The 23,491-nt window shown below is 40.2% G+C and carries 19 protein-coding genes and 1 tRNA gene; 5 read left to right on the top strand and 15 right to left on the bottom strand.

Going from position 1 to position 23,491, the window contains the following annotated elements:
* Window positions 1–5: 5 nt before the first annotated feature.
* Both WKT01_RS13240 and WKT01_RS13235 read right to left on the bottom strand, forming a co-directional pair.
* Window positions 6–1,946 carry a glycosyl hydrolase family 18 protein gene (locus WKT01_RS13240; RefSeq protein WP_340312672.1) on the bottom strand — a complete coding sequence of 647 codons (1,941 nt, stop codon included), beginning with the start codon at window positions 1,944–1,946 and terminating at the stop codon, window positions 6–8.
* 263 nt (window positions 1,947–2,209) lie between these two features.
* A complete protein-coding gene (locus tag WKT01_RS13235; protein WP_059066912.1) occupies window positions 2,210–2,431 on the bottom strand; it encodes a hypothetical protein in 222 nt (73 codons plus the stop codon).
* Window positions 2,432–2,934: 503 nt separating this feature from the next.
* Here WKT01_RS13235 and WKT01_RS13230 point away from each other — a divergent pair.
* On the top strand, window positions 2,935–3,663 hold the full coding sequence (locus WKT01_RS13230) for an adaptor protein MecA (protein WP_059066913.1): 729 nt from the start codon (window positions 2,935–2,937) through the stop codon (window positions 3,661–3,663).
* A 71-nt stretch (window positions 3,664–3,734) separates the two neighbouring features.
* On the opposite strand, the gene WKT01_RS13225 is transcribed toward WKT01_RS13230, so the two are convergent.
* Window positions 3,735–3,941, bottom strand: coding sequence for a DUF1858 domain-containing protein (locus WKT01_RS13225; RefSeq protein WP_059066916.1), 207 nt, complete (start codon window positions 3,939–3,941; stop codon window positions 3,735–3,737).
* A gap of 485 nt (window positions 3,942–4,426) precedes the next feature.
* The gene (locus WKT01_RS13220; RefSeq protein ID WP_117975815.1) at window positions 4,427–5,530 is read right to left on the bottom strand and encodes a C40 family peptidase; all 1,104 of its coding nucleotides are present in this window, start codon (window positions 5,528–5,530) and stop codon (window positions 4,427–4,429) included.
* Window positions 5,531–5,875: 345 nt separating this feature from the next.
* On the opposite strand from WKT01_RS13220, the gene WKT01_RS13215 reads away from it, so the two are divergent.
* The 3 genes from WKT01_RS13215 (at window position 5,876) to rbr (ending at window position 7,815) form a co-directional block, all read left to right on the top strand.
* A complete protein-coding gene (locus WKT01_RS13215) occupies window positions 5,876–6,271 on the top strand; it encodes a Fur family transcriptional regulator (RefSeq protein WP_059066920.1) in 396 nt (131 codons plus the stop codon).
* 34 nt (window positions 6,272–6,305) lie between these two features.
* Window positions 6,306–6,848, top strand: coding sequence for an NADH peroxidase (locus tag WKT01_RS13210; protein WP_059066922.1), 543 nt, complete (start codon window positions 6,306–6,308; stop codon window positions 6,846–6,848).
* A 430-nt stretch (window positions 6,849–7,278) separates the two neighbouring features.
* A complete protein-coding gene (rbr, locus tag WKT01_RS13205; protein WP_059066926.1) occupies window positions 7,279–7,815 on the top strand; it encodes a rubrerythrin in 537 nt (178 codons plus the stop codon).
* Between the two features lie 145 nt (window positions 7,816–7,960).
* Here rbr and WKT01_RS13200 read toward each other — a convergent pair whose 3' ends face one another.
* From WKT01_RS13200 to WKT01_RS13170, 7 genes are all read right to left on the bottom strand, one after another.
* Entirely contained in the window at window positions 7,961–8,218 is a 258-nt protein-coding gene (locus tag WKT01_RS13200; RefSeq protein WP_059070267.1) for a GIY-YIG nuclease family protein, read from the bottom strand.
* A 144-nt stretch (window positions 8,219–8,362) separates the two neighbouring features.
* A complete protein-coding gene (locus WKT01_RS13195; RefSeq protein ID WP_059066929.1) occupies window positions 8,363–9,115 on the bottom strand; it encodes a M23 family metallopeptidase in 753 nt (250 codons plus the stop codon).
* Window positions 9,116–9,157: 42 nt separating this feature from the next.
* On the bottom strand, window positions 9,158–10,141 hold the full coding sequence (locus WKT01_RS13190; RefSeq protein WP_117975814.1) for a SpoIID/LytB domain-containing protein: 984 nt from the start codon (window positions 10,139–10,141) through the stop codon (window positions 9,158–9,160).
* Between the two features lie 44 nt (window positions 10,142–10,185).
* Window positions 10,186–11,019, bottom strand: coding sequence for an RNA-binding protein (locus WKT01_RS13185; protein WP_117975813.1), 834 nt, complete (start codon window positions 11,017–11,019; stop codon window positions 10,186–10,188).
* Window positions 11,020–11,051: 32 nt separating this feature from the next.
* Window positions 11,052–13,526, bottom strand: coding sequence for a glycogen/starch/alpha-glucan phosphorylase (locus WKT01_RS13180; RefSeq protein WP_059066935.1), 2,475 nt, complete (start codon window positions 13,524–13,526; stop codon window positions 11,052–11,054).
* A 5-nt stretch (window positions 13,527–13,531) separates the two neighbouring features.
* Window positions 13,532–16,687 carry an isoleucine--tRNA ligase gene (gene ileS / locus WKT01_RS13175; RefSeq protein ID WP_117975812.1) on the bottom strand — a complete coding sequence of 1,052 codons (3,156 nt, stop codon included), beginning with the start codon at window positions 16,685–16,687 and terminating at the stop codon, window positions 13,532–13,534.
* Window positions 16,688–17,157: 470 nt separating this feature from the next.
* Complete coding sequence (locus tag WKT01_RS13170) at window positions 17,158–18,546, bottom strand: glutamate synthase-related protein (protein ID WP_117975888.1); 1,389 nt, start codon at window positions 18,544–18,546, stop codon at window positions 17,158–17,160.
* A gap of 511 nt (window positions 18,547–19,057) precedes the next feature.
* Here WKT01_RS13170 and WKT01_RS13165 point away from each other — a divergent pair.
* Window positions 19,058–19,918, top strand: coding sequence for an Rpn family recombination-promoting nuclease/putative transposase (locus tag WKT01_RS13165; RefSeq protein ID WP_117975889.1), 861 nt, complete (start codon window positions 19,058–19,060; stop codon window positions 19,916–19,918).
* A gap of 549 nt (window positions 19,919–20,467) precedes the next feature.
* Here WKT01_RS13165 and WKT01_RS13160 read toward each other — a convergent pair.
* From WKT01_RS13160 to WKT01_RS13150, 4 genes are all read right to left on the bottom strand, one after another.
* The gene (locus WKT01_RS13160; RefSeq protein WP_117974748.1) at window positions 20,468–21,853 is read right to left on the bottom strand and encodes a D-alanyl-D-alanine carboxypeptidase family protein; all 1,386 of its coding nucleotides are present in this window, start codon (window positions 21,851–21,853) and stop codon (window positions 20,468–20,470) included.
* A 578-nt stretch (window positions 21,854–22,431) separates the two neighbouring features.
* Entirely contained in the window at window positions 22,432–22,656 is a 225-nt protein-coding gene (locus WKT01_RS13775; protein WP_270396139.1) for a transposase, read from the bottom strand.
* Window positions 22,657–22,714: 58 nt separating this feature from the next.
* Window positions 22,715–22,930 (bottom strand): hypothetical protein, encoded by a 216-nt coding sequence (locus WKT01_RS13155; protein ID WP_117974746.1) that lies wholly within the window; start codon window positions 22,928–22,930, stop codon window positions 22,715–22,717.
* Window positions 22,931–23,244: 314 nt separating this feature from the next.
* Window positions 23,245–23,321: transfer RNA gene (locus WKT01_RS13150), tRNA-Arg, on the bottom strand.
* Window positions 23,322–23,491 lie beyond the last annotated feature (170 nt).

The raw sequence follows: 23,491 nt of genomic DNA, 5'->3' as shown, positions 1-23,491 counted from the left end.
TATATCTAGTTTACATACTGAAGAATCAAATCCCAAACACTTGCATTTTCCCAACCAAGTTTCCACTCAGCAACACCTGCTAATTTATTCTGCTTGATCAATTTTAATTTTTCCTCAATGGAAGCACTGTCCTCCAGCCATATTTTATATGTGCCTTCATCCGTCTCCCATGAAGCATAGTTCTGCTTTGCCGTATCATCCCATTCCGCCTGGGCGCCTACAGATTGGAGCGTATCGACGGCCTCATCCATTCCTAGTGCCGAACTGGTCACTTTATTTGGATAATCAGCCGCCTCTGTACCTTCCTCTTCCGCAAGCTCCTGCTCTGTCTTTGGCGTTTCCAACCATAACCGTGTATAAAATGGAATACCGGCAATTAATTTTGTATTTGGCACCATTTTCAGCGCATCCTCAATACCCGTCTTCACATAATCATAAGAGGATACCGAACCCGCCTCATACGAACCTTCTGTATGTTCATCATATGCCATGAGGATTACATAATCTGCCATAATCCCCTGTTCTTCTAGGTCATAATGTGCATTATAGGGCTGCGGAACATAATTGTCCACAGAAAAAACCAGTCCGTTCTGCCGACATTTTACTGATAATTCTCTCACAAACTGGATATAATGTTCTCCACATTCGCTTGAAATAAGCTCAAAATCCAAATTAATTCCATCTACCCCTGACTGTAATGCAGCAGCAATAACCTGATTGATCACATTTGTTCTCTTTGAAGTATAACTTAATACCTGGTATGTCTCGTCATAGGAATTAATCCCACCATGAAAATCTCTTAATACTGCCCAAACTTCTAATTTAGATTGATGTGCATAATTTACATAGTTAGAATTTGCAATTGATGAAATATTTCCTTCCGTATCCGCAAGATTAAACCATGTCGGCGCGATCGTTGTAAGTCCTTTTGTCCCTGCTATTGTCTCAAGAACATAATTATTTGCATCTTCATTTTCCACATTGTGCCATGCCATATTAATCGTATGGTCTTCTGAGATATTTGTATATACAGGTTCCTCAAAATCATTGGAAAGAGTTTCCGTTTTCTCATCTTTTAAAGAACTCGTCTTTACATAGCCCACAAAACCGTCCGCAGTGGCAACCTTCTTCCAATTGTCCTCATCCTCAAGAACAGTTACTTTATCCGCCTTTTCTACTTCTGTTAAAATCGGACTTTTTACACCGCCTTGATAACGGACTTCTGTATCTCTTTTTAATTTGGCCGTCTGCACCTTTCCCCATTCGCTGGTGATCACTGCTCTGCCAGGCTTTTTATAAACAGAATATACCATATTCGTATACTTTTCGATAAATGGCAGTGCTATATATGCCGTCTTACCTTCTGTTTTTAAAATCACATATTCTTCGGTTTTCGTCTCATTAATCTCTGTATATTCTTTCTTTCCCACTTCTACAGCCACATTTCCATTAGGAAGTGTATAAAGAAGCACATTTTCATTCGAATCCCAATAAATCCTTTTATTGATATTATCCCTGACTACGGAATATTCTACATAAGGGATCCCGTCAAACATCTTTCCCGGAGATACTGCTTCCGCATCATCCGTGCTGCGTATCACCTGGTTATTTACTATAACTGCCATATCATCCTCATTGACTAACCCGTAGTATTGATTCAAATCGGCCTTCTCATTCGATGAACCGTATTTCTTCCAAAATATAACTCCTACAATCAATGCAATAAGCACGATAATAAAGAGAAACGTCCGGATGATCAAATTCCTTCTTCTACGTCTCGCACGGCTGCTTCTGCGCCTTGTTCTCTGCATATTTGGATTTCCAGCCGCTCTGTCTGCCTCCGGTCTTCCCCCGGTCCTTCGGGCACTGCTGCTTGGGCGTCTTCTTTGTATTTCCTGCTGTCTCGCCCTGCGGGTCTGCACACCTCTTCTTTCTCTTTCGTCCATGCCGCACCTCCTAAATCAGGCCTTAATATTCTATGTTTCTTTATATTTAAACACAGATCTGCGTATATCATACCATTTCGACTATTGTCTCATTACGGCTGCTCCTCAAATGCATATTTGTATAAGCATATCATACGCTTTCTTCGCTATTATACCATATTTTTTATATCCGTCATTAGTATTTTGGCATTTTTATGACATTTTAAGCGGTTTTGCAGAATATACTTTTTATTTTGTCCAACATGTAAAGGGGTATTCCATGTCTATTTGTTTCCGCTGATATTGATAAAAGCCAAAGATTCTATGTTTCCTTCCGGATTTAGTACATAATCCCGCATATAGCTGCCTTCTTCTTTAAGCATGCATGCTGTCACAATCTGCATAGGACTTGCCTTGCAGTCTTCCATCAAAATACTCACTCCGTTTTTTTCATAATTTTCTAACTCTGCAAATAATTCTTTATAAACTGACTCGTCCCTACTCATGGTCTCCTCCTCTCCCTGGCGATTCTGGTAAATATGTTAAATCTGTCAATAAAACCATACAGAGGTGTTTGTGACATACTGCCGGTTTTCTGACATTTGATGGAAGATAGTATGAATCACATCGGATAACATCGTTGTTTGCTGAATTTGTCCTGACATAGGACTATAGATTTTATACCCAGACGAGCATCTTGCCCAATAAGGTATATATTCGCCCCCTCTTTATCGAAGAAACAAATATACTGTACCGAGAAATTTAAGAAAAGTAACTGGTATTCCTCCTTCCGTATAAACTCATATCTACCAAGGAATACTATCTTCTGTAACTGCCATTATAGATACTTGTGTTTTTGATTGCAATGTGTTTTTTGTTCATAAGTCCATCTATTTTGTTGATAACCTAAATCTTATATTTATTTCACTTTACATATTTTTATTTTTTGTTTATACTAATAGTGAGAAGATATACTATTTGATATATCAATTCATAAGGATGTGATCATATGAAAATAGAAAAACTGAATGAGAATCAAATTCGTTGTACTTTGACACATGCTGATTTGGCCGCACGCCATCTAAAATTGAGCGAACTTGCATATGGTACAGAGAAAGCAAAATCTTTATTTCGTGATATGATGCAGCAGGCTTCCTTTGACTTTGGTTTCGAAGCAGAGGATATTCCTTTAATGATCGAAGCGATTCCCGCTTCTGCCGACTCTATTGTATTGATCATAACAAAGGTGGAGGATCCCGAAGAATTAGATACCAGATTTTCGAAATTTACCTCCTCCGGTGACACAGACTCTATGAACTCTGACACACTGGAAAAACTAGAGGGCGCAGAAGAATTTCTTAACCTGTTAAATAAGGTAAAAGAAGCGGCAGCAAACACCACTACAAAAACAGACTCTAAAAAAACCGGCGAGGTTTCGCCACCTTTTACAGTGCGTTTGTTTTCTTTTGAAACAATTGACGCCGTAATCCAGGCGGCACGTCTGATTGCGCCGATATATCAAGGTTCTAATACTTTATATCATGATACGGAAAGCCGCATGTATATATTGGCTCTTGCACAAGCAGAACACGAAGGGAATGAATTTAATAAGATTTGCAATATGCTTTCTGAGTATGGATCTCCTGAAAAGGGCTCTGCTGCGATACTCGCATTTTTAGAAGAACACTGTGAAATCTTTATATCAGCTAATGCAGTACAAAAGCTATCCGCATTATAATGCAGATACTATATGATTCAAAAAAATACCGTTCGGTATAAAACCCGAACGGTATTTTTATTTGCGATATTTTATTTTCCTGCCGCCATCGCTGCATTGATCTTCTCAACCAGCAGATCCCCGTCAATTCCATGAACCATCGCTGCCTCTTCTAAAGATTCCATCTGTGCGGATGGGCACCCTAGACAATGCATGCCTATCTCCATAAGAATAGGCGCTGCCTCCGGATAAATATTCAATAATTCTCCAATTGTTGTATTTTTAGAAATCTGTGCCATTTCTATTTCCTCCTTTTTATTTTCAGTGATTTTAATTATAATCCCTAATTTTCAAATTATCAACCGTCAGAAAAATAAATTAATTTTTTCACTTTTTTAGACTACTTAAAAGTCAAGATTTTTTCCGATTTTTTTCGACAAATTCCCAATTTCATTATAACTCACCAAAACACTCGTTCTTTTTTCCTCATGAGTAATTCACCAAAAACACATGTTTTTATGTGGATAATGTGGATAACTTTTTTAAAATCTAATGTTTTCCACGTTTTTTTCTGTTTTAAATGTGGATAAGTTGAAAACTTCTTTTTTACCATCCTCGACGCTTTTTTACAATTTTAAACAAATTTGTGCATTTTGTATATTGGTATTGTTTTCCACATATCGTTTTTACTTTTCATTTTTCTTCTATCTTTTCTTTTTAATGACATGAAAAACTGCACTCCTTTTTTAATTTTCAGAGTACAGTTTTTGTCCAGATCTGTGATTTATAAAATTCTTCTTATTGTAATAATATTTGTATATGTGGCGCTGCAAATACCGATTCCATCTGCTTCATTCATTGCATTAACGATAGTTCCATCTCCCATATATAAACCAACATGTCCGTCGTATAATACCAGATCACCCGGAAGGGCCTCATCATAGCTGACTGGATATCCTACACTTTCCATATCCCATGTTGTTCTTGGTAAATAAATTCCAAAGTGTGCATATACAGACTGTACAAAGCCTGAACAATCCGCCCCCTCTGTTAAACTCGTTCCTCCCCATACATACGGATTTCCGATAAACTGGCAGGCATACTCAATAACAGCCTGTCCCGTCGTTTCTTGCGTCTGCGCGGCAACGGTTTCCTGCGTCTGAGACTCATCTGCCTCCTGCTGCTGTACTTTATTTTCTTCATCTGCTGCTCTTGCCTCTTCTTCCTCTCTTGTCTCACCGTAGGAATAGGCTGTCTCAACTGTAATATAATCTCCGCAGACCCATCCGGAAATATTTCCTATTTCTACAGGATACCAACCATCTACAGGCTCCCCTGTTACCGTATACTCTTCATTTAATTCCACTTGTGTGAGTATATCGGCTTGTACTCCTTGTCCGGCACGTACATTCAGTACATATGCCTCTACTTTCATCTTTTCTTTTTGAAATTCGTCTTCATGCTGTTCTGCATCTTCTCCTATATAAAGAGAGGATGCCGGTACATATCCTTCCGCATCGCCTGATTTTATCTTTGCCCAGTCACCTTGGTATTCTAATACTTCTGCCGCAGAATCATTATATAATTTTCCAACCCAGTCACTGGTTTCATCCGGTGCACTTCTAATGTAGGTAAAATCACCCACATTAGAAAATGCCATATTTGAATACTCACCCTCTGCTGTTGGCACTAAATACAGATTCAAATTTTCTTTTACTTCTGTTTCATAACATTCTGTCAGTACCGATTCGATTCCTGCGACAGGCAAAACAGAACTTTCTTCTGTTTTATGTTCTGCGGCTTTTGCCGTGATCGCACTCCCCGGAATCATAACTACTCCTGCTAGGGCAGAAATAATTATCTTTTGCCTTATGTGTGTCATTTTCATATAAAACCTCCTTGATCTTCAGTCTTTATCTTTTGTAGGAAGTTCTAAATGTTACACATTTGTTAAATTTATTACGTTGCCATTATAGCAACACATACTTGGACTGTCAACCAATTTTATAGTTATTTAATATACATATATCGACACTTTCGACATATAACATATAGAAAAAAACAATTCTTGCAACTTTTTATTAACTATTTTGTAACATTTTGTCCGAATTATTCCTATTTAATTTTAATTTATATTTTTTTGATTTTACTATTGACATTTTCATTTTTATGTACTATATTTTAATTACAGTAATTGTTACTGTTATCGTTTTAGCATGAAAGGGGGATTCCATTGGCAACTTTAAAATATAGTCGGCAACGAGAATCCATCAAACATTATCTTTCAACAACAAAGGAACATCCAACCGCCGATACGGTTTATCTTCATATGAAAAAAGAATTTCCCAATATCAGTCTTGGAACTGTTTACAGGAATTTAAATCTGCTCACAGAAATTGGAGAAGCGATCAAGATACCAACTCCCGACGGCGGCGACAGATTTGATGGAAGGCTTGAGCCACACAATCATTTTCTTTGTACCGAGTGTGGACAGCTACTGGATCTAGAGATCGATGTAAAAAATATCGAAGAATTCAATAGAACAGCCGGAGAAAATTTTGACGGCATGATCCAATCCAGTTCCATACTTTTTTATGGTAAATGCGGTGACTGCATTAAAAAGTCATAGAAAATATATTTATTAAGAAAAGGAGACGAAAACTATGAAAAAATTTGTATGTACAGTATGTGGTTATGTTCATGAAGGAGAGGCTGCACCGGCTGAATGTCCAGTTTGCCATGCACCGGCTGAGAAATTCAAAGAGCAGACAGGCGACAGAGAATGGGCTGCAGAGCACGTTGTAGGTGTTGCTAAAGGTGTAAGCGAAGATATCCTTGCTGATTTAAGAGCAAACTTTGAAGGAGAATGTTCTGAAGTTGGAATGTACCTTGCTATGGCAAGAGTTGCTCACAGAGAAGGCTATCCTGAGATTGGATTGTACTGGGAAAAAGCTGCTTACGAAGAAGCAGAACACGCTGCTAAATTCGCAGAATTGTTAGGTGAAGTCGTAACAGACAGCACAAAGAAAAATCTTGAAATGAGAGTAGATGCTGAGAACGGAGCAACTGCCGGAAAATTCGATCTTGCAAAACGTGCAAAAGCTGCAAACCTGGATGCGATCCATGATACTGTACACGAAATGGCAAGAGATGAAGCTCGCCATGGTAAGGCTTTCGAGGGTCTGTTAAAGAGATATTTTGGCTAATTCTATCTTTGATCAGTAAGTATATATTTAAAGAGCATTGCAAAATATTGCAGTGCTCTTTTTTCTCTTTCTTATTTTGTATTTTCTGCTTTCAGCTGTTGATTTGTACTTTCTACTGCCTCTTCTGCAGCTTCTTTTAATTCCAATAGAATCTGTTTCATATTCTGCGGGAATAGAAAAATACCAATCAGAACCTAGACAAAGAAGGATAATTCTCGTATCTACCATAGTATATATGGGCATAAACAGCCTCGTGATCATAGAGGGGATACTATGCTTAAGTAAATCCCATATACACCTTTTTGTAAAAATCAGCCGATCAATAGTATCTTAGAAAAAAGATTTGTTTTCCTTCAAAAAAACTTTTATAATAAAATTGTAACGCCAACAGCAGTATGCCAGTATTCATAAATAAAAAGGAGGAAATGATATGTCCAAATACGCAGGAACAAAAACCGAACAAAATCTTATAGATGCATTTTCAGGGGAATCTCAGGCCCGCAATAAATATACGTATTATGCATCTGCTGCAAGAAAAGCCGGTTATGTACAGATGGCCAATATCTTTGAAGAAACTGCCGCACAGGAAAAAGAACACGCAAAAATGTGGTTCAAAGAATTCCACGGAATCGGAAATGTAGAGGAAAATCTTGCAGACGCAGCAGCCGGTGAAAACTACGAATGGACCGATATGTACAAACGTATGGCTGAAGAAGCTGACGCCGAAGGATTTCCGGAACTGGCAGCAAAATTCCGTGGCGTAGCAAAAGTAGAAGCTTCTCACGAAGCACGCTATAACAGACTTTTAGCACATTTCCGTGCCGGCGAGACTTTCAAAGGCGAAGCTCCTCTTGGATGGAAATGCGGCAACTGTGGTTTTATCTATGAAGGTGAAGAGGCACCCGAAATCTGCCCTGTCTGTGCACATCCAAAAGCTTATTTTGAAAGAAAGGTTGAAAATTACTAGAGCCAGCCGATTTTTATATGGCGTCTGAACTGCCGCAAAAACAGCTGAAAACTAAAAAGTACCCTGATAGTAAGGCATACAGCAAGTTATGTCAAACGATCAAGGTACTTTTTATATATGAAAGCAACTGCTCTGTCCGAATACTCTATTCGAATACACATTCTTTCTTTTCTACAAGTTTTTCTTTTCCTTTTCTGCTCAATTTTTTGATCGCACACTCTCTTTTCATAGCTTCTTCTTTTGTCTGAAACACCTCGTAATAGGCAAGAACGACCGGACGGCGTGATTTTGTATATTTTGCGCCTTTTCCGTCATTATGGTCCTTTATCCGTTTCTCTAGATTATTTGTCCATCCTGTATATAAGCTTCCGTCTTTGCATCTTACAATATATGTATAGTTCATATGTTTCTCCTCTTTGCCGCTTTCATCTATCTTGTAAATTCTATTTTTATTATAGCATATAGAATACCGGATCCTCAGCAAAAGTTAAGAAGGAATTTCCTATAAAATAAAAGATACGGCAGGAACAGGATCCCGCCGCAGTTTTTACATAAAGTCAAGAGGATTGACTGGGGTTCCGTCTTTTGTCACTGCAAAATACAAATTCGGTCCCTCTACTGTATAATATTTTGTTGGTTCATTTAAAGTTCCAAGTGTCTCTCCTGTACCCACATAGTCTCCCACTGCCAGCGAGACATCCGCTAATTGTCCATAAACAGCAGCATATCCATTTCCCATATCCAGTGTCACAGTAGTACCTGTCTGCGCGCTTTCTTCAATATTCATCACAATGCCCGCCGCAGAAGCAGCGATCGTTTCTCCGACTTCTCCGCCAATGATCAGAGCGGGATTATATTTATATTGTTCTAGTGTGGAGAAAAATACAGTTTGATCCATACTATAATTGATCAGTACTGCTCCGCTTGCCGGCCATGCAAGGACACTTTCTTCTGAAAACCAAACATTTGATGTATCGCCGGCCGTCTCTGCGTCTGTATTTCCCCCCTGTTCTCCTTCTGTCTGCTGCAGTTGTGTATCTTCTGTCTGTTCTTCTGTCTGCATAGATGTATCTCTGTCTGCTTCCGGAAGGACAATATCATTTGCTGTTGTCTCTTTACTTTTGTCTTTTGCTAATTCTTCTGCCTGTTTTTCAGCTTTCGCCACCTGTTCATCCATCTGTTTTTCATACTTGTTGAATGTAAATGTTCCAACCATCGCAATCACTGCAACAAAACAGATCACAACGCCAGCCGCGGCGCCTTTACTTCTGAAAATAGAAGGCTTTTCGTTTTTATTCATTATCATCACCTCTAGCATTATTTTTGCCAGAAAAGCAATGGGTTATTCTGCTTTTGCAAATATTTCTCCTACATCTGTCAGATTCGTACCTTCAAAAAAATATTGCAGGATTTCTTCATACGTCTTCCCCTCTTTTGCCAATTCATTTGCCGTCCATTGGCTCATCCCTAGTCCGTGTCCTTTTCCTGTCGTCGTGATCTTCAGCTTTCCTTCACTGTCTTTTAGAGAAAACGCACTGGACGGAAGCGATAACGCATCTCGAAACTGATCACCTGTACATACTGTTTCTCCTATTTTGAAATCCAAAACGTATCCCGCCGAATCATAGGATAGTATTTCTAGATCAGAAAACGAATATCCTTTCTTTGCCGTTTCTTCTTTTTCTGCTACCAGAAAATCTTTGCACTTTTCCTGTATTTCTTTATAAGAAAAAGTATGTACCTGCATTTCATCTTCCGCCTCTTTATCCTGTGTGCATTCTTTTACCGTCAAATAGGGATACTCTTCTGTCCCCAGTACTTCCTGAGCGCTTCGCGTAGTCCCGGTACTGGATTGATGAAAAGGCGTCCATGCATAAGTATCATTATAGAATAGAACCTGATTCTTTGTCTCTGTAAAAGCCTTCGAATATTTTTCATAATACTTTTTATATTCTTTTGCCCCCCATTTCTTTTCCAGTTCTTCCGCAGTAAGATAGGGTTCTGTCAAGATCTGATCTTCTGCTTCCTCGATTTCTTTATAAAGCATTGTCCTTACAAGTACTGCCTGTGCTTTTACCGCCTCATCTTCATAATCCTCCGGCATCTCTTTTGCCAGTACGCCAAGGAAATACTCGTTCCAGGGAACTTCGAGTACTTTCTGCTGATCCGCACTGTGTATCTTTACCCGAACATATACTCTCTCTGCCCTGTCTTCTTTTTCATCTGCTCCGTTTACAAATACAGAAATAACATAAGGCAGTAAAATAAGAATAAATATAAAAGCGCCAAGCGCCTTTAATTTTTGTCTTATATACCGTTGTCCCATAAAAACAGCCCTCCATATTCTAATATATGAAGAGCTGTTTTTCTTTATTCCTGTTCTGTTTTTTCCTTAGCATCCAACTTTGCCGAGTCTTCCGGAAGTCCCGGTGATACAGACTGTTTTTCTTCTGTAGGTGGTGTCGATGGTGCCGTAGGCTTTGCTTCCGGCGGTACTGGGGGTACAGGCGGTATCGGAGGAAGCGGTGTCACCGGGGGTGTCGGTATATCCGGCTCCATTCCCGGATTATACCCCTTATCTCTCATCACAAAGAAACAAATTGACTCATATAGTGGGACCACTGCACTAAGCACTGCATGTGCGATCGACATATTCTTGGAAGTAAACCTCATAAATATCTGATGGTTTATAAGTATAGCCAGTACTTTATAAACTGCTTCGTACAGTATACTTACCAGTACAAATAGGAGCAGCCAGATGATCATCCCTATAATGGAATTTACTCCAAAAGATACCGCGCTCCCCACATTTCCATCCGCGTAGCCTGCAAAACTCATAAAGGCATTGATTCCCATAATTCCAATAAAGATAATATAGAACACAGTTCCTATAACCCCATAAATAAATGGAAATGCCAACAGCCAAATACCTGGATTTTTAATCGTCTTATTTTTTAACCCGATACGCCCCGCCAATTCTCCATGCAAGTATGTTCTGGCAAATGGGATAAAAGCAAGCCACGGGTAATCCATTCTCTGTCTTTTTGCCATCGTATAAACCCCGATCGCCTTAAAAATATAACTGAGCAAATAAAATACCATGCAGACAAGCAGAATGATCAGATAAATCGATAAAACACCTGCTATAGCTGATTCCTGTGTTCCCAGTGGCATATCATAACTATATTCATAACTATACTCCAAAACCACACCTCCTTTTGCTATCCACCATCAGGCTAAAAAAACTGTCCTGACGGAACCTGTATTTTTTCTAATTTCCATATATCTTCCACATATTCTTCTATTGTCCTGTCTGAACTAAACTTACCGCTGCACGCAGTATTGAGAAGAGCCATTTTAGACCATCTTTGTTCATCCCGATATGCCTGCTCGACCTTTTTCTGCGCCTCTGCATAAGAGCGGAAATCCTTTAATATAAAATATACATCCGGACGCGCAGTACACTGTGTATTCAGTAAGGAATTATACAGATTCTTATACATATCATGATCGCCATTCGCATATGTTCCATCCATCAACTGATCAATGACTCGTTTTAGTTCCCAATCGTTAAAGTAAATATCTAAAGGATTATAGCCGCCATGATTTTCATAATCAATGACTTCCTGGGAGCTTAAACCAAAAATAAACGCGTTGTCTTCTCCGACTTCCTGTACAATCTCTACATTAGCCCCATCCATTGTTCCAAGCGTGGGAGCGCCGTTCAGCATAAATTTCATGTTCCCGGTTCCAGATGCTTCTTTTGAAGCGGTAGAGATCTGTTCGCTTACATCTGCAGCGGCAAAAAGCAATTCTGCGTTGGATACACGGTAATCTTCTATAAATACGATCTTAAGTTTTCCATTGATACTCCTATCATTATTAACGACATCTGCAACCGAATTGATCAACTTGATCGTCTCCTTCGCACGCTGGTATCCTGCAGCCGCTTTTGCTCCGAAAATAAAAGTTCTTGGATAAAACGACATTTCCGGATGCTCCTTTATCTGGTTATACAGATACATAATGTGCAGAATATTTAAAAACTGCCGCTTATATTCATGGAGACGTTTTACCTGTACATCAAAGATGGAACGGGGATCTACTTCGATTCCATTATGCTTCTTAATATATTCTGCCAGGCGTACTTTATTTTTATACTTGATCTGCATAAATTCCCGTCTTGCCTGCTCATCATTGACAAGAGGCTTCAAATTTGCTATTTTCGACAGATCTGTGATCCAACCGTCCCCAATCCTATCTGTGATCCAGCCGGCAAGCAGCGGATTTCCATGTGCCAGAAAACGTCTCTGTGTGATACCGTTTGTCTTATTGTTAAATTTCTCTGGAAACATCTCATAGAAATCTTTCAATTCTTGGTGTTTCAAGATTTCCGTATGCAGCTTTGCCACACCGTTTACGGAAAAACCAGAAATGATCGCCATATTTGCCATTCTCACCTGGCCATCCATAAGAATTGCCATCTTCTTGACTTTTTCTTCATTGCCCGGATATTTCGCTCTCACCTGAATAAGAAACCGGCGGTCTATCTCCTGTACGATCTGGTAAATACGCGGCAAAAGACGGGAAAATAAATCAATGGGCCATTTTTCCAACGCTTCTGCCATAATCGTATGGTTTGTGTAAGCACAGGTTTTGGATGTAACTTCCCATGCTTCTTCCCAGTTTAGTCCTTCCTCATCGATCAGCAGGCGCATTAACTCCGGAACTGCTACCGTCGGATGTGTATCATTCATCTGAATGACCACCTTCTCGTATAATTTCCGGATATCACTGTGCCTCTTCTTGTATTTTGCTATCATTGCCTGCAGACTTGCGGAAATAAAGAAATACTGCTGTTTTAAACGTAATTCTTTGCCGGAATAGTGATTATCATTCGGATAAAGGACATCTACGATCAATTTCGCCAGATTTTCCTGCTCTACCGCCTTGTGATAATTTCCTCTGTCAAATTCATCCAGCTGAAAATCGGTGATCGCCTTTGCATCCCATACACGCAAAGTATTCACTACATGATTTCCATATCCGACAATAGGCATATCATAGGGAATCGCCAAAACAGATTCATAATTCTCCTGGATAAATATATCCTTCCCTGTCTCCGGATCTTTCTCGAACCGGATATTACCGCCAAACCGTACTTCTTTTGCGTATTCTTCTCTCCTCAACTCAAATGGATTTCCCTCTTTGAGCCAATTGTCCGGTTCTTCTACCTGGTATCCATTTTCGATCTTCTGCTTAAACATACCGTAACGATAACGGATCCCGCAGCCATACGCCGGATAATTCAATGTAGAAAGGGAATCTAAAAAGCAGGCGGCAAGACGGCCTAAGCCGCCGTTGCCAAGAGCCGGATCCGGCTCTTCATCCTCGATCACATTTAAGTCTATGTTCATCTCCGCAAGCGCTTCTTTTACTTCTCCGTATGCAGTCATATTAATCAGGTTATTTCCAAGAGCGCGCCCCATCAGAAATTCCATAGACATATAGTAAACTGTCTTCGCATCCGCCTCGTCATATGCCTTCTGCGTCGCCAGCCAGTCATCAATGATCACTTCTTTTACCGCATAGGAAACAGCCTGAAATATCTGCTGCGGCGTAGCCTCGTCTATCGTTTTGCGATAAAGGGTCTTCACGTTATCTTTTACTGCTGTTTTAAATGTTTCTTTTTCAAATCTTTTACCATACATATATGTTACATATCCTCTCTCTCAACGCCCATTGTAACGGCTTCTCCATTGATCTTCCACTCTTTTACATAACCGGAAGGCTGTGTATTTACAACACTTTTTGCCAATACTTCCCCGCCGATAGACGTATTATATTTTGCAAAGATCTCCTCGGCTTTCTGACTTCCTTTGTAAGTCAGGCAGATCCTATCCATAACTTCAAAATCTGCTTCCTTACGCATTGTCTGGACTTTGCTGATGATTTCTCTCACAAATCCTTCTTCTAAAAGTTCTTCTGTCAGATTTGTGTCCAGTACGACCGTGATGCCGTTATCATTTTCTGAAACATATCCATCGATCTGTGCTGTATCGATCAGTAAGTCTTCCTTAAATAGCGTGATCTCCTGTTCATTCACATACAGCTTAAGCGCGCCGGTCTCATTTATCTCATCCATAGCCGCGTTTCCATCTACTGCGTCAAGCGCCGCTTTGATCCCGCCTAACATTTTACCATATTTAGGACCTACGGTCTTTAACTGCGGTTTAAAACTATATGAAGTAAATTCTCTGACATCCTCTGTAAATTTTACATTCTTTACATTTAGCTCATCTGTCACAATATCCTGGTAGAATTCCGGAAGTGTAAATCCCGCTTTTACAAACATCTGTCCGATCGGCTGACGGTTTTTGATATTAGATGCATTTCTGCATGCACGCCCCATAACGACTAATTTCAGAACATTTTCCATATTCGCTTCCAGATCTGCGTCAATATATTTTTCTTCCGCAACAGGGAAATCGCACAAATGTATACTTTCCGGAGCCGTCTTATCAATACTTCTTACAAGATTTTGATAGATTTCTTCGGTCATAAACGGAATCATCGGAGCAGCTACTTTGGAAACTGTGACAAGCGCTGTGTACAATGTCATATATGCATTAATTTTATCCTGTTCCATTCCTTTTGCCCAGAAACGTTCGCGGCTTCTTCTTACATACCAGTTACTCATATCATCTACAAATTCTTGCAGCGCTCTTGCCGATTCCGGAATCCGGTAATTGGCAAGATTTTCATCTACTGTGCGGATCAACGTATTTAGTTTAGACAAAAGCCATTTATCCATAACAGATAATTTTTCATATTCTAATGTATATTTTGTAGCGTCAAACTCATCTATATTCGCATAAAGTACGAAAAATGCATACGTGTTCCACAATGTTCCCATAAATTTGCGCTGTCCTTCCGTCACCGCCTTACCATGGAAACGGTTTGGAAGCCAAGGAGCGCTGTTGACATAGAAATACCAACGGATCGCATCTGCTCCGTATGTCTCCAACGCATCAAACGGATCTACGGCATTTCCCTTAGACTTACTCATCTTCTGTCCATTTTCATCCTGCACATGCCCCAACACGATAACATTTTTGTATGGCGCTTTATTAAATAAGAGCGTAGAAATAGCCAGAAGAGAATAGAACCAACCACGCGTCTGATCTACTGCTTCAGAAATAAAATCTGCCGGGAACTGCTGTTTAAATATCTCTTCATTTTCAAATGGATAGTGGTGCTGTGCAAATGGCATAGAGCCGCTGTCAAACCAACAGTCGATCACTTCCGGCACTCGGTGCATCTGTTTTCCACATTCCGGACAAGTAATCGTCACATCATCAATATACGGACGATGCAGTTCTATATCTTCCGGACAATTTGGAGACATCTCTTTCAACTCTGCGATACTTCCCACAGAATGCATATGTCCACATTCACATTCCCATATATTCAGCGGAGTTCCCCAGTAGCGGTTTCTGCTGATTCCCCAGTCCTGAACATTTTCCAGCCAATCTCCGAAACGTCCCTTTCCAATGCTTTCTGGGATCCAGTTGATCGTGTTGTTATTGGCAATCAGATCTTCTTTTACTGCTGTCATCTTGATAAACCAAGATTCACGTGCATAATAAATAAGCGGTGTGTCGCATCTCCAGCAATGCGGATAACTATGCTCGAATTTTGGAGCATCCAAAAGCAGTCCTCTTTCATCCAGATCTTTTAAAACCATAGGATCTGCTTTTTTCACAAATACGCCTGCAAATGGAGTCGTCTCTCCCATATTTCCTTTTTCATCTACAAGCTGCACAAATGGCAGATCATATTTTCTTCCTACGCTGGCATCATCTTCACCGAATGCCGGCGCAATATGCACGATACCTGTACCGTCTGTCATCGTTACGTAAGTATCGCATACGACAAAGAAGGCTTTCTTCTTTTGTTTCTCTGCGCTATCTGCAGCACACTGATAAAGAGGCTCATATTCTTTATATTCCAGATCTGTTCCCACATATGTCTCTAATACTTCATAGGCAGGTTTTCCTTCTTCTGATAGTTTTCCGAGTACTTTATCGGCAAGCGCTTCTGCGATATAGTATACCCGCCCGTCTGCTGCCTTTACCTTCAGATAGACTTCCGAAGGATGTACACACAAAGCCAAGTTGGACGGCAAAGTCCAAGGCGTCGTCGTCCATGCAAGGATATATGCATCCTCGTTTTTTACTTTAAATCTTACGATCGCAGAACGTTCTTTTACATCCTTGTAGCCCTGTGCCACTTCCTGTGCCGAAAGCGGTGTCCCACAGCGTGGACAGTAAGGTACGATCTTGAAGCCTTTATATAGCAGCTTTTTATCCCAGATCTGTTTTAATGCCCACCATTCAGACTCGATGAAATTATTGTCATATGTGACATATGGATGTTCCATATCCGCCCAGAAACCAACCGTACTAGAGAAGTCTTCCCACATACCTTTGTATTTCCATACACTCTCTTTACATTTGTCGATAAACGGTTCCAGACCATATTCTTCGATCTGGTCTTTTCCATCTAATCCCAGCAGCTTCTCTACTTCCAGTTCTACCGGCAGGCCATGTGTATCCCATCCCGCTTTTCTTGGAACCATACTCCCTTTCATTGTACGGTATCTTGGGATCATATCTTTGATCACACGGGTCAGCACATGTCCAATATGGGGTTTTCCATTTGCTGTCGGAGGTCCATCATAGAATGTATACTCCGGACAGCCTTCTCTTTCTTCCATGCTCTTCTGGAATATCTGGTTATCCGCCCAAAACTTTTCAATTTCTTTTTCTCTTTCTACAAAATTCATGTCTGTGGAAACTTTCTTATACATTTTCTTCTTCCTTTCTTTGCGCCAAGCGGATCGCTTGCGGCATGTTACATCTTCACACGAGTGCGCCTCCTTGCGGAGCATTTTTATTTCATAGGAAGCAATTCCCTATGGAATAAAAAAGACCTTCGCCCTGTAATAGGACGAAAGCCTTCTGCTTACGTTTCACCACCTGTTACGACATACTTAAACCTTGCGGTTTGTATATGTGTCCCTCATAACGCCGGAACCTGCGTCAGTCTCTACTCCTTCTTCGTTTTCTGCAAAAGAAAATCTTTCGTTTCGAGAACTGCGGCTCAAAAGTGATGTTCGAAAATATCCTACTGGTACCAGGCTTTCACCCTCCCCGGCTCGCTTTAACGTTCAAATATAGTCTACTGTCTTTGTCACAGCCTTTTCTTTCTGTTTATACATGGTTATTATAAGTAGAATATTAAAAATAGTCAAGAGTATAAACACGTTATTTCCATACATTATGCATGTGGAATATTCGTAAACTCACTGATCTCCCTGTTTATTGTACATAAATCTTCCACAGACAAATCATGGATATCCTCATGTCCTGTAATTCTGGAAAACATTTTTAATTCCTCCAGAGAAACGTTTAAGAAATTTGCCACTCTGGCTGCCGCCGCATCTTCATGCAGACGAAATCTCAATTCCTCATCCTGTGTCGCAACACCCATAGGGCACATTCCCGTCCCACAGATCTTATACTGTTGGCATGCCATTGCGATCAGAGCCGCAGAAGCAACTGCCACAGCATCTGCCCCCATGGCGATCGCCTTGGCAAAATCAGAAGATACACGCAGGCCTCCTGTAATGATCAGACTAATATCTGAATGGATACTGTCAAGGTATTTCCTGGCTCTGTATAATGCGTAAATCGTCGGAACGCTTGCACTATCTCTTAATAATTTTGGGGAAGAACCTGTTGCGCCTCCTCTTCCATCTATCGTGATAAAATCCGGTTCTGCATACACACAAAAAGCTAAATCTCTCTCTATCCTTCCTGCTGCGATCTTCACTCCTATGGGTCTTCCCTCAGAAGCATATCTTAACTGACTGATCAAGTTCTTTAAATCTTCCTTTGTCTCAACGCCCGGAAATCTCGCAGGTGCAATAATATCTTTTCCTATCGGTTTATTTCTTATTTCACTGATTTCTTTCGTTACTTTTTCACCCGGTAAATGTCCTCCCATTCCCGGCTTTGTACCCTGTCCGATCTTGATCTCAATTGCATCCGCCTTCTGCAGATTTTCTGGAGTAACGCTATACAAGTTTCCTACATATTCAAAAATGTACTTGTCCGCCGCCTCCATCTCTTCCGGAAGAATACCTCCCTCTCCTGAGCACATAGCAGTGTGGGCCATAGCAGAGCCTTTTGCAAGGGATATCTTTGCCTCTCTTGAAAGAGCTCCAAAGGACATGTGGGAAATGTAAACCGGATTTTTCAGGATAAGCGGTTTACGTGCGTGCTTTCCGATCACCGTCTCAGTCCTCACCGCCGCACTCTCTTCTAAGGGCATAGGGTCCAACTGTGCGCCTAATAAGAGAATATCATCCCAGTTTGGCATAGGCAGTTCTGTTCCCATAGAAGCCGAGATACTTTTCCCGGTCACTGCAATTTCATGGATTTCTTGCATATATCTGCTATCTTCATCCTGTCGGACGAATTCCTTTGGATATTCCAATTTTACTTCTTTCTTTTCTTGTACTTTTCCTGTTTTTTCCTCTTTATAAACAGTAAACTTTTCTGTTGTCTGATGGCAGACCGGACATTCCTTTAACTCTGAAAAAGGTTTTCCTTCCAACTCTTCATCATAAATATGCCCGCAAACACTGCATCTGTATCTTTTCAATGACCTTATCCTCCTTTCGGCTCCATCCATATAGAAACTGCACAACTACTTATTTCCATTTTATCATAAGTATCCTGTGCTGACCACTTATGAAACATCATTCCAAAAGTTTGACAGCAGCTTTTGATTCCGGGTCGATCAAACTTATATTTTTTGTTGTAGTTTATCTTTTGTTGTGTTAGAGTGAAAGTATCTTTTTAGATGCGCATCTAGAAAAAAATTTTGTGTTTTTCTAAAACACAGTCTGATGATCTGCTTTATACAGATCATTCTATATTTATCCAGTTACTGGAACGTCGGTATATCCGGATCTTTATCCGGGATATTCGCAAACATTTACCCAAAGAAACAAGATCACATACCTGTGCCGGACAAATTTTTCCAGTGTCATGCCACACGTAGATGCAGGAAAATATATGTCGCTGAAATGAAAATCCACGTCGCAGGCAATTTAGGGAAAAGTGTTGTAAACCAGTGGGCTTTTCCCTATAATGGAAGGAGAAAAGTACATATGGAACAAAGACAAAAACCATTGAAGGATTTGAACCTATTGGATCGTTTTTTATTCGCACAGGCGGCGGACGACCCGGATACTATGCGTGATATACTGGAGATCATCTTAGGCAAAGAAGTCGTATTAAAACTGCTTCCCCAGACGGAAAAGGAACAGCGCACCCATCCTCTGAATCGCTATGTGCGGCTGGATGTATGGGCAATGTATGAGCAGGACACGGTCTATAATACAGAAGTCCAACAGAACAATACGGGAAACCTGCCAAAACGGAGCCGCTTCTACCAGGCATTGATCGACTCGAATCTCTTAACTCCGGGAGAGGTAGGCTTCCAGAAATTAAATCCCGTGTATATCATCCTGATCTTTCCCTTTGACCTGTTCGGATACGGATTGTACCGCTATACCTTCCGCATGCAGTGTGAAGAAGTGCCGGAACTCTCCCTAGGAGATGACGCTGTCCGTATCTTCCTGAACACACACGGAAAGAATACAGAAGGTGTGCCGGAAGAACTGGTGGAACTCCTCAAATATATGGAGCACACCACGGAGGAAGTGAGCAGGAACTGCGCCAGTGAGCGGATCCATAAGATCCAGAAACGTATCCAGACGATCAAATCCAGTGAAAAGATTGGAGTTAAATATATGCAGGCTTGGGAAGAAAAAATTATAGAACAAAATGAAGCGCGAGAGGAAGGTCATGCTTCCGGATTAAAAGAGGGGCTGGCACAGGGCGGACTACAAAAACTACAGGAATTGGTAAAAAAGAAAGTCCAGAAGGGATACTCTGCTGAAGATATCGCAGAAATGTTGGAAACAGATATAGAAACCGTCCGGGAATTCATGAGAAATAAAATATAAATTTAACTGACAAAAGAAATATGCAGTCAAATGGCAAAAGGGCGCATGAAATGTATGTTTTGCATCGCTCGTCAGGGCTTTGCCGAAATTCCTCGCTCACGCAAAACATACATTTCATGCATACACTTTCGCCGCTTAAGTTCATGTTTCTGTTTAAAAAATCAACTTCACGCTGCTGCGCATTTCCGCCAGAAGGCAAAAAACACTTCTGTTTGGAAGTCTGTAGCAACGTGAGGTCGTCTTTTTTTCTGAAATTTAATTGAGGAATCTGCCTTCTGATAGTAGAGTGAAACTTCTGATTGGAAGAGACAGCGAAGAAACACTATGTCAGATAAGCAGGGCATTGACAGGAGCGTTCCGAATACAGTTCGCCTGGTTCTTAGCGCAGTACATCTGCGTGTTCCAATGGACACGTCGATGTTCTGTGCTTAGAACCACTCGAACGGATGAGGTAAAGCGGGTCCTGTCCTGTGTTCTGACACAGTGTTTCTTTGCGTACCTTCTATATAAATTTTACCTTTTCTCTATAAGGCAGTTCGTCAATTAAATTTATATTTTTCTATATTTCATTCCTATCATCAATACAAGCACCAGCAATATCGCTGCAATACCTATACTGACTCTTGCCTTTATATTCCTGTCGGGATCGCCTGCTTCAGGAGATTTCTTTTCTTCATTTTCTTTCTGTTCGATCTTTATATCCTGTTCGCTTCCCTGACTTTCCATATATTCTTTTGTCAATTTCACATGGACGCTTCCCACAGTTTCTCCTTTATATCTGTACGTAACAAGCCCTGTTCCTTCTTTCTCATCCATAATTGTAATCTTTGACTCCAGATCGGAAAGAGTTACGCCCTTTGGCACCGTCACATACGTATTATCTTTGAAAGATTCTATTTTCTTTTTTAACTCTGTATTTTCTTCAACTTCTAAAGGGAGCCTGGTAAAATTTTCAAAGGCATAATCCAGCATTGCCCGTGTATCATCATAAACAGATACACCATAGTCGTGCAAAACTACTGCTGCCAGCCGCATAGAGCCATTATCTGCCATTGTCACAAGTGTGGTCTTAGCCTGATCTGTATATCCGGTTTTTCCACCGGTACAGTATGCATAATAATAATAATTTTCCGGCCAGAGCATTTTATGATTTTGCCAGAGCACCCTTTCTTCTTCCATCAAATTAGTCGGAGGGATCGTATAAGAAAGAGACTGCATGATCGTCTGAAATACTTCTTTTTTATAAACTGCGGAAGCAATTAGCGCCATATCGTGTGCTGTCGTATAATGTTCTTCGTCATGGAGCCCATTTGCATTGACCCAATGCGATCTTGTGCAGCCCAGCTCTATTGAACGGTCATTCATTTTCTGGATAAAAGCAGCATATCCTCCACCCATTTTCTGTCCGATGTTTTCTGCCACCGCATAGGAAACTTCATTTGCGGACGCTAAAAGTACCCCATATAAAGCTTCCTCCAATGTCAGAATTTCTCCAGGTGTCATTCCTATACTGGCATCCCCATATTCCAAAAAAGAAATACTGTCTTCCGAAAAAATAATCTCATCCGCAAGTTCTCCATTTTCCAGTGCTACTAAAGTAGTAAGAAGTTTTGTAATACTTGCAGGATACTGTTTTTCATCTGCTCTTTTTTCATAAAGTACGGCGCCGCTGTCCATATCTATAACAATCGCAGACGCTCCGTATATGTTTGGTCCCTGAGGCCAATCTTTTATTACATTTGTATCCGGCACTGTCTCATAGGATTCTTGTTTTTCTTTTTCTTCTGCTGCCTGCTTTTCTTCTTCTGTCATTTCTGCTTCTTCAGACACATTCTGATCTGTCTGCACTTCCTCTGCCAGTACTTTCCATGATGGCTGTACTGTCAATACAGCCGCCAGTATAAGAAATAAAATAACTTTTCCCGGTTTTCTCATTTTTGAACCTCCCTAGCAACAGGGTATGTTTTTTTTCGCTTATTGATTCAATCATTTTACCATAAATCCAAAAAAGACGGTATACTTTTACAAGGCAATTCCTGCATTCTATAATTATCCCCTGTAATTCAAATACTGTGCTTATATCTCCTGATCTTTATATCTTATAAACAGGCAACACCCCATTTGCTGTGTAAAATTCTGCAATTCTTTCCACATCTTTCAAAGAAGCAAATTTTTGAATGATGTTTTCCGAGAACGAAAAAGCTCAAATTTTTAGAAAATTTTCTATTTTTTGGTAATATCATCCGGTGTAAACAATGCTGGTTCTGTTATTTTATTCTTTTGAAAATTAGTTCGTTTCCTCTCAGTATAGTTTTGACTCAATATTTATGATATTTTCAAAATAATACTCTGAACAGTAACATTTTCTTTTCCGTGATATAAATAGCATCTGGAATCCCTATCTCCTTTTATCACTGCAAAGTCTCCTTCTGCCTGAATGCTCCGGTTCATCCGCAACTATGTTCCATAATCGCTGGTAACCCTTTCCAGTGTTCCCAATCGTTTCTGTTTCATTATTTTTGAAACAAAAAACACTTTTTGACGTTCTTCCATTGAGGTCTTGCGATTGTTGCCCTGATATATTCTGTTTTGAATGGACAGTCTTTACAATGATTGCATTGATACACCGTAACTGTTCTTTTGTAACCACTTACAGTTTTTTCTTTTTTCTCATACCGAACAGTCAGTATCTGTCCATTTCTGCAACAATAAGTATCATTATCATCGTTGTAATCCATGTTTTCTATACGGCTGGTGTCTTTTCCTGTGCTTTCTAGTTTTTGAAATTTCATAATTCTATGGTTTGATAAATGCAAGCTGTTGATTTTCTTCTATAAACATGTAGTTTTCTTCACTTTCATATCCAGCATCAGCTAAGATTTCTTTTAAAAACGGAATCAGAGTTCTTGTATCGGTAGGTCTTTCACTGATGGCAAGCCAGGTAATATATTCAGAATCAAACACCATACATGCAGTTTTAATGTCTCTGCTTGAATAAATGTGGTTCGCCATAGCTATGCTTGGAATTTCCAGTGCTGTTCTTATCTTCGCAGCCTACAAGAGATTTTATAAAAAGAAAGCTGACTAATATGGGACGCAGCTTTACGTCTGATTGATGATGTGGAAACTGCCATTTTGGAAAGACGGAACAGTCCTGTTGCCTTTGAACCGTACCGCTCTGCAAAGCAAGCCTACTTCCTTAAAATTCTTAAAAAATATCGAATAAAAAAATGACTGATTGAAAACAATTCGTATTCAGCGTAAATAGAAAGCCATAAATAAAAAACGCTGAAAACCTTGTAAAATAAGGCTTTCAGCGGAGTTTGTGGCGTCCCAGACAGGAGTCGAACCTGCGGCGTTTCGCTTAGGAGGCGAACCCTCTATCCTGCTGAGGTACTGGGACATTCTTAAAACTCTATTCAATTTTAACTAGTTATCATATCAAAAGGCGTTTGTTCCACCTAGCCCTTAAGAGGGCATCACTCTATCCACTGAGCTCCAGATACACTTTATATATTATAACGGTTTTCTGAAACCATTACAACCCTTGTATTTACCGTATTCAAAAGATAT

This window comes from Mediterraneibacter sp. ICN-202921, from assembly GCF_037890075.1.
GTDB classification, from domain to species: domain Bacteria; phylum Bacillota; class Clostridia; order Lachnospirales; family Lachnospiraceae; genus Mediterraneibacter; species Mediterraneibacter massiliensis.
This window is presented reverse-complemented; position numbering and strand designations above follow the sequence as displayed.